The sequence below is a fragment of the Micromonospora sp. WMMD812 genome, assembly GCF_027497215.1.
In the GTDB taxonomy this organism is placed as follows: domain Bacteria; phylum Actinomycetota; class Actinomycetes; order Mycobacteriales; family Micromonosporaceae; genus Micromonospora.
Map to the genome: position 1 here is coordinate 2,317,745 of NZ_CP114904.1, position 15,115 is coordinate 2,332,859.

15 protein-coding genes are annotated in these 15,115 nt (G+C 73.6%); 5 read left to right on the forward strand and 10 right to left on the reverse strand.

The window, feature by feature from the left end; genetic code table 11:
* Positions 1–9: 9 nt before the first annotated feature.
* Together O7603_RS10470 and O7603_RS10475 are read left to right on the forward strand one after the other, a co-directional pair.
* Positions 10–903 carry an ATP-binding cassette domain-containing protein gene (locus tag O7603_RS10470; protein WP_281575499.1) on the forward strand — a complete coding sequence of 298 codons (894 nt, stop codon included), beginning with the start codon at positions 10–12 and terminating at the stop codon, positions 901–903.
* On the forward strand, positions 900–1,961 hold the full coding sequence (locus tag O7603_RS10475; protein ID WP_281575500.1) for an ABC transporter permease: 1,062 nt from the start codon (positions 900–902) through the stop codon (positions 1,959–1,961). Before O7603_RS10470 ends, O7603_RS10475 begins: the two co-directional genes overlap by 4 nt.
* A 66-nt stretch (positions 1,962–2,027) precedes the next feature.
* Here the strand turns inward: O7603_RS10475 and O7603_RS10480 are convergent, their stop codons facing one another.
* The 8 genes from O7603_RS10480 to pgsA all read right to left on the reverse strand — a co-directional run bounded on the left by O7603_RS10480 (position 2,028) and on the right by pgsA (position 8,893).
* On the reverse strand, positions 2,028–2,642 hold the full coding sequence (locus O7603_RS10480) for a DUF402 domain-containing protein (protein WP_281575501.1): 615 nt from the start codon (positions 2,640–2,642) through the stop codon (positions 2,028–2,030).
* Positions 2,643–2,649: 7 nt separating this feature from the next.
* Complete coding sequence (locus O7603_RS10485) at positions 2,650–3,399, reverse strand: YebC/PmpR family DNA-binding transcriptional regulator (RefSeq protein ID WP_281575502.1); 750 nt, start codon at positions 3,397–3,399, stop codon at positions 2,650–2,652.
* A 390-nt stretch (positions 3,400–3,789) separates the two neighbouring features.
* Complete coding sequence (gene pdxT / locus O7603_RS10490) at positions 3,790–4,398, reverse strand: pyridoxal 5'-phosphate synthase glutaminase subunit PdxT (RefSeq protein ID WP_281576661.1); 609 nt, start codon at positions 4,396–4,398, stop codon at positions 3,790–3,792.
* A 17-nt stretch (positions 4,399–4,415) separates the two neighbouring features.
* Positions 4,416–5,333: a pyridoxal 5'-phosphate synthase lyase subunit PdxS gene (pdxS, locus tag O7603_RS10495; RefSeq protein ID WP_281575503.1), complete on the reverse strand. Its 918-nt coding sequence runs from the start codon at positions 5,331–5,333 to the stop codon at positions 4,416–4,418.
* A 274-nt stretch (positions 5,334–5,607) separates the two neighbouring features.
* Positions 5,608–6,111: a hypothetical protein gene (locus tag O7603_RS10500; RefSeq protein WP_281575504.1), complete on the reverse strand. Its 504-nt coding sequence runs from the start codon at positions 6,109–6,111 to the stop codon at positions 5,608–5,610.
* 82 nt (positions 6,112–6,193) lie between these two features.
* Positions 6,194–7,354 (reverse strand): glycosyltransferase family 4 protein, encoded by a 1,161-nt coding sequence (locus tag O7603_RS10505; RefSeq protein WP_281575505.1) that lies wholly within the window; start codon positions 7,352–7,354, stop codon positions 6,194–6,196.
* A 1-nt stretch (position 7,355) separates the two neighbouring features.
* Positions 7,356–8,267: a phosphatidylinositol mannoside acyltransferase gene (locus O7603_RS10510; RefSeq protein ID WP_281575506.1), complete on the reverse strand. Its 912-nt coding sequence runs from the start codon at positions 8,265–8,267 to the stop codon at positions 7,356–7,358.
* Entirely contained in the window at positions 8,264–8,893 is a 630-nt protein-coding gene (gene pgsA / locus O7603_RS10515) for a phosphatidylinositol phosphate synthase (RefSeq protein ID WP_281575507.1), read from the reverse strand. Before pgsA ends, O7603_RS10510 begins: the two co-directional genes overlap by 4 nt.
* Positions 8,894–9,145: 252 nt before the next feature.
* Between pgsA and O7603_RS10520 the strand changes: the two genes are divergently transcribed.
* Positions 9,146–11,302, forward strand: a complete 2,157-nt coding sequence (locus tag O7603_RS10520) for an elongation factor G-like protein EF-G2 (RefSeq protein ID WP_281576662.1) — start codon at positions 9,146–9,148, stop codon at positions 11,300–11,302.
* A 124-nt stretch (positions 11,303–11,426) separates the two neighbouring features.
* On the opposite strand, the gene O7603_RS10525 is transcribed toward O7603_RS10520, so the two are convergent.
* Complete coding sequence (locus O7603_RS10525; protein ID WP_281575508.1) at positions 11,427–12,485, reverse strand: aldo/keto reductase; 1,059 nt, start codon at positions 12,483–12,485, stop codon at positions 11,427–11,429.
* 244 nt (positions 12,486–12,729) lie between these two features.
* On the opposite strand from O7603_RS10525, the gene O7603_RS10530 reads away from it, so the two are divergent.
* A complete protein-coding gene (locus O7603_RS10530) occupies positions 12,730–13,212 on the forward strand; it encodes a hypothetical protein (RefSeq protein ID WP_281575509.1) in 483 nt (160 codons plus the stop codon).
* 159 nt (positions 13,213–13,371) lie between these two features.
* Here O7603_RS10530 and O7603_RS10535 read toward each other — a convergent pair whose 3' ends face one another.
* On the reverse strand, positions 13,372–13,884 hold the full coding sequence (locus O7603_RS10535; RefSeq protein WP_281576663.1) for an HIT domain-containing protein: 513 nt from the start codon (positions 13,882–13,884) through the stop codon (positions 13,372–13,374).
* Between the two features lie 412 nt (positions 13,885–14,296).
* Between O7603_RS10535 and O7603_RS10540 the strand changes: the two genes are divergently transcribed.
* Positions 14,297–15,034, forward strand: coding sequence for a D-Ala-D-Ala carboxypeptidase family metallohydrolase (locus tag O7603_RS10540; RefSeq protein WP_281575510.1), 738 nt, complete (start codon positions 14,297–14,299; stop codon positions 15,032–15,034).
* The last annotated feature ends 81 nt before the right edge of the window (positions 15,035–15,115 follow it).

Here is a 15,115-nt window from a genome sequence, read left to right on the forward strand (position 1 = left end):
CGTGGTCGCGTGACCAGTGTGCTCCACCTGGACGGCGTCGACCGTAGCTTCGGCGACCGCCAGGTGCTCAGAAACGTGTCCTTCGACGTGGTCGCCGGGCGGATGACCGGCTTCGTCGGCGGCAACGGCGCCGGCAAGACCACCACCATGCGGATCATCCTCGGCGTGCTCGCCGCCGACGCCGGCGAGGTGAGCTGGCAGGGGGCGCCGGTGACCCGGGAGGCTCGCCGGCGCTTCGGGTACATGCCGGAGGAACGCGGCCTGTACCCGAAGATGAGCGTGCGCGAACAGGTGGTCTACCTGGGCCGGCTGCACGGCATGACCGCCGACGCGGCTCGCCGGGCCACCGACGCGCTGCTGGAGCGGGTCGGCCTGGCCGAGCGCGGCGACGACCTGCTGGAGACGCTCTCGCTGGGTAACCAGCAGCGTGCCCAGATCGCCGCCGCGCTGGTGCACGACCCCGAGGTCCTCGTGCTCGACGAGCCGTTCTCCGGGCTGGACCCGCTGGCCGTCGACACCGTCGTCGCGGTGCTGCGGGAGCGGGCCGCCGCCGGCATCCCGGTGCTGTTCTCCAGCCACCAGCTGGACGTGGTGGAGCGGCTCTGCGACGACCTGGTGATCATCGCCGACGGCGTGATCCGGGCCGCCGGCAGCCGCGAGCAGCTGCGGAAGACGTACACCTCGCCGCGGTTCGAGCTGGTGGTGGAGACCGACGCCGGCTGGCTGCGCGACCAGCCCGGGGTGACCCTGGTCGACCTGGACGGCGCCCGCGCGGTGTTCGACCTCGCGCCGGGCGCCGACGAGCAGCCGGTGCTGCACGCGGCGCTCGCCCGCGGGCCGGTCCGCGCGTTCCGGCCGGTCAGCCCGTCCCTCACCGAGATCTTCCGAGAGGTCGCCCAGTGAACACCATGCAGGCCACCCGGTTGGTCGCCGCCCGGGAGATCCGGGTCAAGCTGCGCGACCGGACCTTCCTGATCAGCACCCTGTTCTTCCTGCTCATCGCCGCCGCGGCGACCATCCTGCCGCCGCTGCTCTCCGGCGGACCGTCCAGCGTGGCGGTGACCGAGCAGGCAGCCGGGCCGCTGCGGGCGGCCGGGTTGGAGGTGCGCACGGTGCCCGACGACCGGGGCGCCGAGCAGGCCGTCCGCGACGGGGACGTCGACGCCGCGGTGGTCGCCGGTCCGAAGGTGCTCGCCATGGACGAGGCGCCCGACGACGTGGTGTCCGCGCTGAGCACCCAACCTCCCGTCGAGCTGCTGGACCCGGACGCGGTGGACCCGGTGGTGGCCTTCCTCGTGCCGTTCGCCTTCGCGTTCATCTTCTTCGTGACGTCGCAGACCTTCGGCGTGCAGATCGCGCAGAGCATCATCGAGGAGAAGCAGACCCGGATCGTCGAGATCCTGGTCGCGGCGGTGCCGGTCCGGGCGCTGCTGGCCGGCAAGATGCTCGCCGGCACCCTGCTCGCCCTCGGCCAGATCGCCCTGGTCGCCCTGGTCGCGGTGGCCGGCATGGCGTTCGGCGACGGTGGCGGGCTGCTCTCCCTGCTGGCGCCGGCGATCGGCTGGTTCCTGCCGTTCTTCCTGCTGGGTTTCGTGCTGATTGCGGCGATGTGGGCGGCGGCCGGCGCGCTGGTCAACCGGCTCGAGGACATCGGCGGGGTGTCGATGCCGGTGCAGCTCGCGGTGATGCTGCCGTTCTTCGCGGTGATCTTCCTGAACGACAACACGACCGCCATGCGGATCCTGTCCTACCTGCCGTTCTCCGCACCGACCGCGATGCCGCTGCGGCTCTTCACCGGGGACGCGGCCGGCTGGGAGCCGGTGGTGTCGCTGGTCCTGCTGCTCGCCACGGCCGCCGCGTTCCTGCTCGCCGGGGCGCGGGTGTACGAGGGTGCGTTGCTGCGCACCAACGGTCGCACCTCGATCCGGACGGCCTGGCGGACGCGCGAGACGCTCGGCTGACCCGACCGCGACCCTGCGCCGGCGGCCGGTCGGGTGAGCCCGGCCGGTTCGCCGGCGCAGAGCCGGTCAGCAGGGGACGGTGTGCCAGCCGGCGGGCAGCCGGGGCACCGGCCAGGCCGGGTCGGGCTTCCACGACGCCCAGCTCTCGTCCCACCAGCGCTGCCCGGCGTCGAGCAGACCCGCGATCCGGTCGCCCTCAGCACGGATCGCGTCGGCCATCCCCGGGTAGCGCCCCTCGGCGAGGCGCTGGGCGAACATCTCCACGTCCTTCCAGACGTAGCGGTCCGCGTCCGCGCCCCACCAGAGGTCCAGCTCGTGGTCGAGGGTGTCGACCCCGATGGGCGTACGCCGCAGCGGGTCCTGGAGGTTGAAGTACCAGCCGGCGAAGGCGCGGTCCGGGCCGGACCAGAAGACGTCGACCGAGTGGGCCTCGCCGGGGCGCTGGAGCATCAGCTTGCCGTGACCGCTCCAGGCCCGGTGCCCGGCGGTCTGCCACGGGTGCCGGCCGCAGGGGAACGAGCCGGATTCCGGAAAACCGAACTCGGCGCCCGGCGGCAGGTAGAGGGCGAGCAGGTCGGGTGAGTCCTCGACGCAGATCGTCGGGCAGCCGAACCACACCTCGCCGAGCAGAACTTCGCGCCGGACGACCACGTCGCCCGGCGCGAACCGTCGGTCCGTCACGGCCGGATCAGCCGACCGCCGCCATGATCTCGTCGCTGACGTCGAAGTTCGCGTAGACGTTCTGCACGTCGTCGCAGTCCTCCAGGACGTCGATCAGCTTGAAGATCTTGCGCGCGCCCTCCTCGTCCAGGGGGACGTTCACGCTCGGGATCAGCGAGGACTCGGCCGACTCGTACTCGATGCCGGCGTCCTGCAGCGCGGTGCGTACGGCGAGCAGGTCGGTCGGCTCGGAGACCACCTCGAACGCCTCACCGAGGTCGTTGACCTCCTCGGCGCCGGCGTCGAGCACCGCCATCATGACGTCGTCCTCGGTCGTGCCGGCCTTGGGCACGATCACCACGCCCTTGCGGGAGAACATGTACGACACCGAGCCGGCGTCGGCCAGCGAACCGCCGTTGCGGGTCAGCGCCGTCCGCACCTCGGTCGCCGCGCGGTTGCGGTTGTCGGTCAGGCACTCGATCAGCATTGCCACACCGCTCGGGCCGTACCCCTCGTACATGATCGTCTGCCAGTCGGCGCCGCCGGCCTCCAGGCCGGAGCCGCGCTTGACCGCGCGATCGATGTTGTCGTTGGGGACCGAGTTCTTCTTCGCCTTCTGGATGGCGTCGTAGAGGGTCGGGTTACCGGCCGGGTCACCGCCGCCGGTCCGGGCCGCCACCTCGACGTTCTTGATCAGCTTGGCGAACATCTTGCCGCGCTTGGCGTCGATGACGGCCTTCTTGTGCTTGGTGGTCGCCCACTTTGAGTGGCCGGACATCTGCTACCTCCGTCTGTCATTCCACGCCTGCGTCGACTGCAAGGCCGATTCACGCCGCAGCGGGCGATCCGGCGGCCGGTCGACTCCCGCGGGAAACGCCACGCGGGCGGACGGCCCTGTCGAACCGCGGCAATCCTACCGAGGTCGTGCCCCGGCATGTCACACCCGGCTACCACCGGGGACGGCGCCGCGCGTCCGGGCGCACCCCATGGACAACGACCGGCGGCCGGAAAACATGCCCGACCGGCACCTGTCGCGTCCGGCCGGGGTGCTGGTCGGCCCGGCCCGGCGGTCGTCGGCGGGCCCGGTCGCGCCACAGCTCAGGGGCCGTGGCGACGCGGATCAGCGGCCCTGGCGACGCGGTTCAGCGACGCGGCTCGGGCGGCGCGTTCAGGCGGCGCGCACCAGGTCGACGAAGTAGCGGTGCAGCCGCCGGTCGCCGGTCAACTCCGGGTGGAACGAGGTGGCCAGCAGGTTGCCCTGCCGCACCGCCACGACCCGCCCGGCCGCCGGACCCTCGGTGACCCGGCCCAGCACCTCGACGCCCTCGCCGACCCGCTCCACCCACGGCGCGCGGATGAACACCGCGTGGAACGGCTCGCCCTCGACGCCGCTGATCTCCACCGGCGCCTCGAACGAGTCGACCTGCCGGCCGAAGGCGTTGCGCCGGACCGTCATCGCGATCCCGTCGAAACCGCGCTGGTCGGGGCGGCCGTCCAGCACCTCGGTGGCCAACATGATCATGCCGGCGCAGGAGCCGTAGACCGGCATCCCGGCCGCGATCCGCTTGTCGATCGGCTCGCGCAGCTCGAACACGTCGACCAGCTTGCTGATCGTGGTGGACTCGCCGCCGGGGATCACCAGCCCGTCGACGGCGTCCAGCTCGTGCGGACGGCGCACCGGGCGGGCGTCCGCGCCCGCCGCGGCCAGGGCCGCGACGTGTTCGCGGACGTCGCCCTGCAGGGCGAGCACCCCGACGACGGGCGCCCCGCTCGGCACGGAGCCGTTCCGCGCGCTCACCAGCCGCGCTCGGCCAGCCGGTGCGGCTGCGGGATCTCGTCGACGTTGATGCCGACCATCGCCTCGCCGAGACCGCGGGAGACCTTCGCCAGCACGTCCGGGTCGTCGTGGAAGGTGGTGGCCTTGACGATCGCGGCGGCGCGCTGGGCCGGGTTGCCGGACTTGAAGATGCCCGAGCCGACGAAGACGCCCTCGGCGCCGAGCTGCATCATCATGGCGGCGTCGGCCGGGGTGGCGATGCCACCGGCCGTGAAGAGCACCACCGGCAGCTTGCCGGTCTCGGCGATCTCCTTGACCAACTCGTACGGGGCCTGCAGCTCCTTGGCCGCGACGAACAGCTCGTCGGCGGGCAGCGACTGGAGCCGGCGGATCTCCTGACGGATCCTGCGCATGTGGGTGGTGGCGTTGGAGACGTCACCGGTGCCGGCCTCGCCCTTCGAGCGGATCATGGCGGCGCCCTCGGTGATCCGGCGCAGCGCCTCGCCCAGGTTGGTCGCGCCGCAGACGAAGGGGACGGTGAACGCCCACTTGTCAATGTGGTTCTCGTAGTCGGCCGGGGTCAGCACCTCGGACTCGTCGACGTAGTCGACGCCGAGCGACTGGAGGACCTGCGCCTCCACGAAGTGACCGATGCGGGCCTTCGCCATCACCGGGATGGAGACGGCGTTGATGATCCCGTCGATCATGTCGGGGTCGCTCATGCGGGACACGCCGCCCTGCGCGCGGATGTCGGCGGGCACCCGCTCCAGCGCCATGACGGCGACGGCTCCGGCGTCCTCAGCGATCTTGGCCTGCTCGGGGGTGACCACGTCCATGATCACGCCGCCCTTGAGCATCTCGGCCATGCCGCGCTTGACGCGGGCAGTGCCGACGACCGGGGTGCCGGTGGTGTTCTGGGCGGTGGTTTCGGGCACGGGTTATCGCTCCTCGGGCGTGCTCGGGGGGTGGCAGCGAAAATGCTACGCCCGGCTCAACGCCCGTCCGACAGCCAATCAGACCCCCGGTGGCCTGCATTGTGTCGGCCGTCACCGGCGCCGGGCCAGCGGGACAGCGCCCGGCAGCGAGCGCCCGCGGCCGGGCGAGCACGGACCGATCCAGCCTCGCCGCCGAGACGATCGGGACGCCCGACGCAGCGACCGCAGGATGGGCCGGACTCGACAATCGACCCGATCGGCCGCGAACCGGCCGTCAGCCGGTGGGGACGTCGGCCGGGGCCGTCAGGGTCGGGTCGTCGATGTCGAAATAACGCGGCCACTCCCGGCCGCGCCCCATCCGCAACAGGCGCACCAGCGGACGGCCGCGGGCCGTCCGGGCATCCCGGACCAGGTCGGTGTGCACCTGCCGGGCCAGCGCGAGCCGGCGGCTGGCCGCGATCACCGCCTCGCAGTCCGGGGCGGCCGGGTCCAGCTGCACGGACCGCAGCTGGCGGGTCAGGTCGTTCTCGGCCGCCTCCCGCTCCTCCGGCCGGGCGTCCAGCGCGATCCGCGCCGCCGCGTACAGCTCGACGCCGTAGCGCCGCTCCGCGAGCACCGCGGCGGCCGCCGCGCGGCGCAGCAGGTGGGCTTCGAGAGCACGGGCGGCCAGCTCCGCGCGGGCGTGCAGCCGCTGCACCCGGCCGGCCGTCCAGATCAGGTACGCCGAGACCAGCCCGACGACCACGATCGCGCCCACCACCCACCGCATGCCCGGCATCGTAGTGCTGCTCCCATCCGGTCGCGGCGGCCCGGCCGGCGGGGAGGGTCAGGTCACGCCGACGCCCGCCCCGCCCCACGGCTCAGCCCAGCCCCACCCACTCCTGGTCGATGACCCGCCCGTCGGTGGCCTCGATCGCCGCCGCGTACACCTCGACGACCCGCCGGGCCACTACGGGCCAGTCGAAGGTCGCCACCACCTGGTCGCCGCAGGCGGTCAGCGCGGCCCGCGCCGACGCGTCGTCGAGCAGCTCGACCAGCGCGTCGCGCAGCGCCGCCGGGTTCCCGGTCGGGAACAGCCGCCCGGCCCGGCCGCCGTCGAGCACCCGGCGGAACGCGTCGAGGTCACTGGCGACCACCGTGGTGCCGGCCGCGAGCGCCTCGGTGAGGATCATCCCGAACGACTCGCCGCCGGTGTTCGGCGCCACGTAGAGGTGCGCGCTGCGCAGCATCCGCGCCTTGACCTCCTCGGACACGAGCCCGAGGAAGGTGACCCGGTCGCGCAGCGCGGCCGGGAACTGGTCGTACAGGTCGTCCGGGTCGCCCGGCCCGGCCACCAGCAGCCGCAGTCCGGGTCGCCGCGGGGCCAGCTCGACGAACGCGTCGCGGAGCACCGGGAAGCCCTTGCGGGCCTCGGTGAATCGGCCCAGGAAGCCGAGCGTGCCGCCGGTGCCCGGCCCGCACTCCCCCGGCCACCCGGGCAGCGGCTCCGCGCCCGCGAACTTGGCCACCGCCACCCCGTTCGGGATCTCCGTCGCGCCGCCGTCCAGGTGCTCGACCTGCACCTTGCGGGCGAGCGCGCTGACCGCGATGCGGGCGGTGATGCGTTCCAGCACGATCTGGAGGACGCCCTGCGCGGCGGCCAGCGCCCGGGACCGGGTGATCGCGGTGTGGAACGTGGCCACCACCGGGCCGCGTGCGGAGAGGACCGCGAGCAGCGACAGGCTCAGCGTCATCGGCTCGTGCACGTGCAGCACGTCGAAGTCGCCCCGGGTGATCCAGCGCCGGACCCGGGCGGTGGAGACCGGGCCGAACGCGATGCGGGCCACCGAGCCGTTGTAGGGCAGCGGGACCGCGCGCCCGGCCGGCACCACGTACGGCGGCAGCGGCGAGTCCTCGTCGGCCGGGGCGAGCACGCTGACCTCGTGACCGAGCGCGATCAGCGCCTCGGCCAGGTCCATGACGTGGTTCTGCACCCCGCCCGGAACGTCGAAGGAGTACGGGCACACGATGCCGACCCGCACGTCAACGCCCTCGGTTCGCGACTGCGGTGCTCCGCTGGTCGAGCCACAGCCGCTGCAACATGTGCCAGTCCTCCGGGTGCCGGGCGATGCCCTCCGCGAGGTGGTCGGCGATGCGCTGGGTCAGCGTCCGCACCCGCGCGTCGAGCGGCCCCTCCTCGGGGCCGGGCACGGGCAGCGGCCCCTCGAGCGCCGCGCGGGGCAGGTCGGCGTCGTACCACAGGGAGGCCACGTAGAGCGGCGCCCCGGTGCGCAGGGCCAGCAGGGCGGGACCGGCCGGCATCCGGGTCCGGGCGCCGAAGAAGTCCACCTCGATGCCGCGGGCGGAGAGGTCCCGGTCGGCCAGCAGCGGCACCACCGAGCCGGCCCGCAGCCGGTCGACCAGCACGTCGAACGCCGGCCGCGCACCGCCGTGGGTCGGCAGGATCTCCATGCCCAGGCTCTCGCGGAAGGCGACGAAGCGCTCGAAGACGCCCTCCGGCTTGAGCCGCTCGGCCACCGTGGTGATCGGCCAGCCGTTGGCGGCCACCCAGGCGCCCGCGGCGTCCCAGTTGCCGGCGTGCGGCAGCGCGATCACCGCGCCCCGGCCGGCAGCCACGTCGGCGGCGAGCAGCTCCTCACCGTCGAGCCGGAACCCGGCCAGGATCTGCTCGCGGCGCAGCGACGGGAGCCGGAACGCCTCCATCCAGTAACGGGCGTACGACCGCAGGCCCCGCCGGACCAGCACGTCGAGCTCGGCCTCGGGCAGCTCCGGCCCGACCACCCGGCGCAGGTTCGCCGCGAGTCGGGTCGCGCCGCCGCCGCGGCGGCGGTGGGCGCGGTCGGCGCCGGCCCGGAAGGCCGCGGCCACCACGGGCCGGGGCAACGCCCGGAGCACCCGCCACCCGGCGACGAAGCCGAGCTCGGTGAGGTTCATCGCGGTACGCCGTCCGGTTGGCGCCGAGCCTGCCGGTAGACGTGCGTCATCCGCTGCCCGACCGTGAAGATCGACACGGCGGCGAGCAGCCACAGCGCGATCTCCAGCGCCGGGTCGACGCCGACGCCGGTGAGCAGGCCGCCGACCCCGACGATCAGCAGGCGCTCGGTCCGTTCGGCGACGCCCACGTTGGCTGTCATGCCGAGCCCCTCGGCGCGCGCCTTCACGTACGAGACCAGACTGCCGGCGGCGAGGCAGAGCAGCGCCGCGGCCACGCCGGTGTACTCGTGCTGGGTGGCCAGCCAGTACGCGACGGCGCCGAAGACGGCGCTGTCGGCGACCCGGTCCATGCTCGAGTCGAGGAACGCGCCGAACCGGGTGGAGCCGCCGCTCATCCGGGCCATCGTGCCGTCGAGCAGGTCGGTGAGCGCGAAGACGGTGACGATCAGCGCGCCGGCGACCAGGTGACCGCGGGCGCCGAAGCCGAGCGCGCCGACCAGCACGCCGACGGTTCCGGTCACGGTGACCGCATTGGGGGTGACGCCTGCTCGAAGCAGGCCGCGTGCGAGCGGCTCGACGACGCGGGCCATCCCCGCGCGGGCCGACACTTGGAAGATCTTCGCCATGGCGGTCCCACGATAACGGTCCGCCCTGGTACGGCGATACGGCCGGTCAGCGGACCCCGGCGCGGAAGGCTTGTGCCGGCCCGGGAACGGGTGTGAGATCGGGTCAGGAAGGTGAGCCAGCTCACCCTGCCACCCGTCCCGTACCCGCTCGTGCAGCAGACCACCGGAGGATATCGCCGCGCACTCGCCCCGGGCCGCTTCCCGTCACGCGCGGCGGTCGCCACCAACCACCGGCTGAGGGAGGTGCGCCCGATGGCGCAGAAGAACCAGGAGAAGGGTGTCACCGGCGGCGCGCCGGTGGTGACCGAGCCCGCCAGGGTTCGCAACGTGGTGCTCGTCGGGCACTCCGGCGCGGGCAAGACGACCCTGGTCGAGGCGCTGCTCACGGCGAGCGGCACGATCGGCCGCGCCGGCACGGTCACCGACGGCACCACGGTCTGCGACCAGGACCCGGCCGCCGTGCGCCAGCAGCGTTCGGTGAGCCTGGCCTGCGCGCCCCTGCTGCACGAGGGCATCAAGGTCAATCTCCTGGACACTCCCGGCTACGCCGACTTCGTCGGTGAGCTGCGCGCCGGGCTGCGGGCCGCCGACGCCGCGCTCTTCGTCGTCTCCGCGGTCGACGGGATGGACGCGGCCACCGCGGCGCTCTGGGAGGAGTGCGCGGCGGTCGACATGCCCCGGGCCGTGGCGGTCACCCGGCTGGACCACCCGCGCGCCGACTTCGACGAGGCGGTGGCGCTCTGCCAGCGGGTCTTCGGCGACAACGTGCTCCCGCTCTACCTGCCGATGCTGGGCGACGACGGGGTCTCGACGGTCGGCCTGCTCGGCCTGATCACCCGCCGGGTCTTCGACTACACCAACGGGCTGCCCGCCGACGTGCGCGAGCCCGACCCGGAGCACCTGCCCGCCATCGCCGAGTCCCGTGACGAGCTGATCGAGGGGATCATCGCGGAGAGCGAGGACGAGTCGCTGATGGACCGCTACCTCGGTGGCGAGGAGATCGGCACCGACCTGCTCATCGACGACCTGGAGAAGGCCGTCGCCCGGGGCCACTTCTACCCGGTGGTGCCGGTGTGCGCGGAGACCCGCGTGGGGCTGGACGCGCTGCTGGAGGTGCTCACCGCCGCGTTCCCGTCGCCGCTGGAGCACGACCTGCCCGCGGTCGCGGGGGTGGACGGCTCGCCCCGCCCGCCGCTGACCTGCGACCCGGACGGCCCGCTGGTGGCCGAGGTCGTCAAGACCACCATCGACCGGCACGTGGGCCGGGTCTCCCTGGTCCGGGTCTTCTCCGGCACGCTGCGCCCCGACCAGACCGTGCACGTCTCCGGCCACGGCATGGCCGAGCGCGGGCACCCCGACCACGACGCCGACGAGCGGGTCGGCCACATCTACACGCCGCTGGGCGCCACGCTGCGCGAGGTGTCCGCCTGCGTGGCGGGCGACATCTGCGCCATCACCAAGTCCGGCAGCGCGGAGACCGGGGACACCATCTCGACCAAGGACGACCCGCTGCTGATCGCGCCGTGGGAGATGCCCGAGCCGCTGCTGCCGGTGGCGATCGTGGCGAAGAGCCGGTCGGACGAGGACGCCCTGGCCCGCAACCTGGCGCGGCTGGTGGCCGGTGACCCGACCATGCGGCTGGAGCGCAACCCGGAGACCCATCAGCTGGTGCTCTGGTGCATGGGCGAGGCGCACGCCGACGTGGTGCTGGACCGGCTGCGCGCCGGTGGCGTCGAGTTGGAGACCGAGCCGGTGCGGGTCGCGCTGCGGGAGACGTTCACCGTCCCGGCCAAGGGGCACGGCCGGCACGTCAAGCAGTCCGGCGGCCACGGCCAGTACGCCGTCTGCGACATCGAGGTCGAGCCGCTGCCCCCCGGCGGCGGCTTCGAGTTCGTCGACCGGGTGGTCGGCGGCGCGGTGCCGCACAACTACATCCCGTCCGTGGAGAAGGGTGTCCGGGCCCAGATGGAGCGCGGCCTGGTCGCCGGCTACCCGGTGGTGGACCTGCGGGTCACGCTCTTCGACGGCAAGGCGCACAGCGTGGACTCCTCGGACGCCGCCTTCCAGACCGCCGGCGCGCTGGCCCTGCGGGACGCGGCCGAGAAGGGGCAACCGGCGCTGCTGGAGCCGGTCGACGAGGTGACCATCCGGGTGCCGGACGCGTCGGTCGGCGCGGTGATGGGCGACCTCTCCGGCCGGCGCGGGCGGGTGCTCGGCACCGAACCGGACCCGGACGGCGAGGGGCGCACCCTGGTCCACGCCGAGGTGCCCGCCACCGAGCTGCTCCGCTACGCGGTGGAGCTGCGCTCGATGACCGCCGGCACCGGCACCTTCCGCCGCACCTTCGTCCGCTACGACCCCATGCCCACCCACCTGGCCGACCAGATCCGCAAGGAATCCACCCCCTGACCCCGCTGCCCTCCCCCCGCTGCCCCTCCCCCCGCCGATCATGAAGTTGTGGTGGCCGGCACGTCCGCGTTCGCCCCATTTGCGAGGCACCACAAGTGCATGATCGACGCGGCTGGGCCGGTGGTTAGGGGTGGGTGGTGGGGACGGTCGGGACGGGCCAGTGGGGGTGATCGGCGCCGCGGAGGGCGGCGGTACGCAGGGCGGCGAGCTGACGTTCCACCTCGGCGAAGTGGTCGGGGGCGAGCGGGCCGCGGCGCAGCGCGCCGGCGTTCTCCTCGACCTGGGCGACCGTACGGCAGCCGGGGATCGGGACGGTCCGCCCGCTGCGCGCCCAGATCCACCCCAACGCGCCCTGGGCCAGGGTGCGGCCGTCAGCGGTCAACGCCTCCCGCACGGCGGCCACCCGGCGCAGCCACTCCGGCGCCGGCCGGCCGCCACGGAACCACTCCAGCCAGCCGGGGGCGAGCCCGCGTACGTCGTCGTGGGGCAGCGTGGACGCGGCCGTGTACTTGCCGGTGAGCAGCCCCATCCCGAGCGGCCCACGGTTGACGCTGGCTAGGTCGTACTTGTCGCAGACGGCGAGCAGTTCGGGGGCGTCGCGCAGCACGGAGAGCGTGTGCTGCACCGCGGTCGCGCCGCCGGCTCCGTGCCCGAACGTGGCGGCCCGGTCGGTGCGGTCGGTGCTCCAGCCGTACGACCGGATTAGCCCGTCGGCCACCAGCTCCTCCAGCGTGCCGACGAGCGCCTCGGCCCGCGGCACCGGCAGGTCGGCGAGGTGCAGCTGGTAGAGGTCGATCCGGTCGGTGCCCAGCCGGCGCAACGAGTCGGTGACCGCCCGGCGAAGGTACGCCGGTGAGGCGTCCTGGCCCGTTGCCTGCCGGGTCGCCTCGTCGAAGGTGTAGCCCCACTTGGTGGCGATCACCGCCTCGTCCCGCCGGCCGACGAGGGCCCGGCCGAGGATCCGTTCGCTGTGGCCCGCCCCGTACGTGTCGGCGGTGTCGAAGAGGGTGACGCCCAGGTCGAGGGCCCGGCGGACGGTGCGCACCGACTCCTCGTCGTCGACCGCGCCCCAGCCCAGCGGCTGGCTCCCCTCGGCCCACGGACCACCGATCGCCCAGCACCCCATGCCCAGGGCGCTGACCTCGATGCCACTGCGTCCCAACGACCGCGTCGCGACTGCCATCGGAAGATCGTGCCACCTCGAGCCCGCTCGACGGCAACACTTCACGCGACCCGCCGGGCGAGGGCACGGTCAGCGACCGCGACCCGCCGGAGCGGTTCGGGCCGCCCGATGGGCGGGTGGACAGGAGTGCCCCCGGCGGGCTGCGGTCCGGCGCGACCGGGGCGGGCGGCGCTCCCGGTCCGGCAGCCCGGCGGGGCCGGTCGGGGGAAGACGGTCCGGCGGCCGGTGCGGCATGATCGTCCGCATGCGACGGCTCGGGGTGGACATCGGCGGCGTGATCATCGAACCGGCCGACGACGACGCCGACACCTCCTTCTTCGGCAGGAACTACCTGCGTACGCCGTCGGTGGCCGGGGTGTTCGACGCGCTGGCCGCGCTGGCCGGCGCGTTCGACGAGGTGCACCTGGTCAGCAAGTGCGGCGAGGCCACCGAGCAGCGGACCCGGGAGTGGCTGTCGCACCACGACTTCCACAGGCTGACCGGGATTCCGACGTCTCGGCTGCACTTCTGCCGGACCCGGCCGGCGAAGGCGCCGATCGCCCGGCGGCTCGGGCTGACCCACTTCGTCGACGACAAGCTCGAGGTGCTGAGCTACCTCGACTCGGTGCCGCACCGCTATCTGTTCCGCCCCCGGCCGGCCGAGGTCGCGGCGCACGCCGCCCATCTGCCCGTCGTACACCGGGTGGAGAGCTGGCCGGAGCTGGTCACCGCGCTGCGCGGCAACTGACCGGGCCGGCGCGGGCGCCGCGCCCGGGAACGACCCGGGCATGCGGCGCGGTAGCCGAGCGCGGCGGGCGCGGTAGCCGAGCGCGGCGGGGCGAGGCGACGGCCGAGCGGGGCGGCCGAGCGGCGCGGGCGCCGCGCGGGGTCGCGGTGCCGGGCGCGGTCAGGACGGCCAGGCGCGGGCGAGCAGGTCGCGGGTGTCGCCGAGGAGCTGCGGCAGGACCTTGGTCCGGCCGATCACCGGCATGAAGTTGGCGTCGCCACCCCATCGCGGCACCACGTGCTGGTGCAGGTGCGCGGCGATGCCCGCCCCGGCCACGCCGCCCTGGTTCATCCCCAGGTTGAAGCCGTGCGCGTTGCTCACCTTGCGGATCACCCGCATCGCCGTCTGAGTGAAGGCGGCCAGCTCGGCGGTCTCCGGCTCGTCCAGCTCTGAGTAGTCGGCGACGTGGCGGTAGGGGCAGACCAGCAGGTGGCCCGGGTTGTACGGGTAGAGGTTCAGCACCGCGTAGACGTGCTCGCCGCGCGCCACCACCAGGCTCTCCTCCGGAGGCAGCTGCGGGGCCCGGCAGAACGGGCAGCCGGTCGGCTTCTCGTAGCCCTCGGCGGGACGGTCCTCGCCCGAGATGTAGGTCATCCGGTGCGGCGTCCAGAGCCGCTCCAGGCCGTCGGCCATCCCGCCGCTGTCCGTGTGCCGTTCCGCCCCAGTCACAGGGCGATCCTACGGACCGGCCGGCGACCCGTGCCGGCTGCCACCCGCCGCGGGAGTCGGCGCCGCGTCACCGCCGGTCCGCTCTGGCCGCGCCGGCCGGGGACCTGTGACCGCTGCACCCGCCACGGAACCGGCGCCGCGTCGGCACCGCCGGTCGGCTCAGGCCGCGCCGCCGGTGCCCGCCGGCTCTGATCGCGCCGTCACCGCCCACCGGCTCTGATCGCGCCGTCACCGCCCACCGGCTCTGGCCGCCGCCACCCGGCGACCGGAATGTCGTCTGTTCAACTACGCGTGAATTGGAAGTTGTTGACGGCTCAACACGCAGCGCTGAAACTTCCGTGCATTCGTGTACTTAGATTTTTCGATGGAGGAATCAGTGATCCGACGAATCGGCACCTTTCTCGCGGCCATCGCGCTGAGCATCGTCAGCACCGTGGTCGGTGTCACCGTCAGTGGCGGCGCCGCACACGCCGACGGCTGTTACACCTGGGGACGCACCCTGTCCGAGGGGATGTCCGGCGAGGACGTCCGGCAGCTCCAGATCCGGGTGGCGGGCTACCCCGGCTACGGCAACGTGCTCACGCTCGACGGCGCGTACGGGCCGGCGACGCGGGCCGCGGTCTCCCGGTTCCAGCAGGCGTACGGCTTGTCGGCCGACGGCATCGCCGGGCCACAGACCTTCAACCGGATCTACGCGTTGCAGGACGACGACTGCACCCCGGTCAACTTCAGCTACGCGGAACTCAACGACTGCAACAGCGACTGGTCGGGCGGGGCGGTGTCCGCCAGCACCGCCAAGTTCAACGCCCGGGTGGCGATGTGGAAGCTCCAGGCGATGCGGCACGCCCTCGGCGACCAGCAGATCGTGGTGACCAGCGCCTTCCGCAGCCACGCCTGCAACAATGCGGTCGGTGGCTCGGCCAGCAGCCGGCACCTCTACGGCGACGCCGTCGACCTGGGCGCCGGGCCACACTCGCTGTGCCGGCTCGCCCAGCAGGCCCGTAACCACGGCTTCAACGAGATCCTCGGGCCCGGCTACCCGGACCACAACGACCACACCCACGTCGCGCACAAGTCGTCCCGGACCTGGTCGGCGCCGAACTGCGGCATCTGAGTCCGGCGAGCCCGGCCGCCGGAGCGGAACGCCCTCCCGCCGTCCGCCGCGCCCGGCCCGCTGCGCCCGGCCCGCCGCGCC